The sequence below is a fragment of the Nonomuraea ceibae genome (assembly GCF_019396325.1).
Lineage (GTDB): Bacteria > Actinomycetota > Actinomycetes > Streptosporangiales > Streptosporangiaceae > Nonomuraea > Nonomuraea ceibae.
The window spans coordinates 1-1,256 of record NZ_JAHKRO010000246.1 but is presented as its reverse complement, the minus strand read 5'-3'; the positions used below and the strand labels follow the sequence as shown (position 1 = coordinate 1,256).

1 protein-coding gene is annotated in these 1,256 nt (G+C 73.8%); it reads right to left on the bottom strand.

Features of this window, described 5'->3' with window-relative positions; all coding sequences use genetic code 11:
• Positions 1-354: 354 nt before the first annotated feature.
• A complete protein-coding gene (locus tag KME80_RS49775; protein WP_219520102.1) occupies positions 355-999 on the bottom strand; it encodes an HAD family hydrolase in 645 nt (214 codons plus the stop codon).
• Positions 1,000-1,256 lie beyond the last annotated feature (257 nt).

Below are 1,256 nucleotides of genomic sequence, written 5' to 3'. Positions count from 1 at the left end.
GCGGGCGGGCGGGCCAGCGGGCCGGGCTTCCGTGGGGTGCCGCTTCCCACGGGTCCCGCCCGGCCAGAGCGCCACCTCGCGGGAACACCCCGCGAGACGGCCCCCGTGGAGGGCGCGCCTGGCGGCGGTCCTTCCCGGGAGGCGCCGTCTGCCGGTGGGCGGGGGGCTCCGCATGCGGGGGTGGCCGTTCATGCGGGGTGGCCGTTGATCCGGGGTGGCCGTCGCGGAAAACGTCCAGCAGGACGCCTTTCGGATGAGCCCGGGCTTCTCGGCGGTGTGGGGCCTATCGGGCGTCTCGCCGTACGGGCGCGGCCTCGTACGGCGTTGTGCGCCCCTCAGGGGGCGAGAGCGGGGTCAGGCGGGGATGAGGGCGCGCAGGTCGGCGGGGGTGACTTCGGTCAGGGAGGAGACGACCAGGCGGCCCGGAGCCGGGTCGATGGGCAGCAGGCTGGGCACCGCGACCACCGTGCACCCGGCGGCCGTGCCTGCGGCGACGCCGTTGGGCGAGTCCTCCAGCACCACGCAGCGCACCGGCTCCACCCCGAGCAGGCGGGCGGCCGTCAGGTACGGCTCGGGGTCGGGCTTGGTGCGGGTCACGTCGTCGGCCGTCACGATGGCGTCGAACCGGTCGCGGCCCACGGCCTTCAGCACCGCGTCCGCGATCTCCCGCAGCGACGAGGTCACCAGCGCCACCGGCACGCCCTCGTCCCGCAGCGCGTCGAGCAGCTCGGAGGCGCCCGGCATGACCTCGACGCCGCCGTTCAGCGTCGTGACCATCCCGCTGACCATCCACTCGCGCACGGTCGCCTCGGAGGCGTCCGAGCCGGACACGGCCAGCATGTACTCCACGGTGCGCTCCATGGAACCGCCGACGAGGTGCGTCTGGTGCTCCGGCGACCACTCACCGCCCAGCCGCGCCATCACGCCGGTCTCGATCTCCAGCCACACCTTTTCGGTGTCGACGAGCAGACCGTCCATGTCGAAGAAGACCGCTTCCACACATCCCCCGTTCCAACGAAAAGGCGGCGTCGCCGCCGCTGCACATCGCCTTCCACCGTAGGCCGTCCCCCCGAACCCGCCCCAACGGGGGCCACATATCGCCCACCCGACGGCATATCCCCAGATGTCGTACGGGGCCCGTACCAGCGGAAACCGGCCCGCACCGGAGGACGCCGGCAGAGCGCCGGACGGCTTCGGGGCGGGGCGGATCGGGCGGGGCGCGGCCGCCCGCTTCCGTCAGACGATGAAGTACTTGG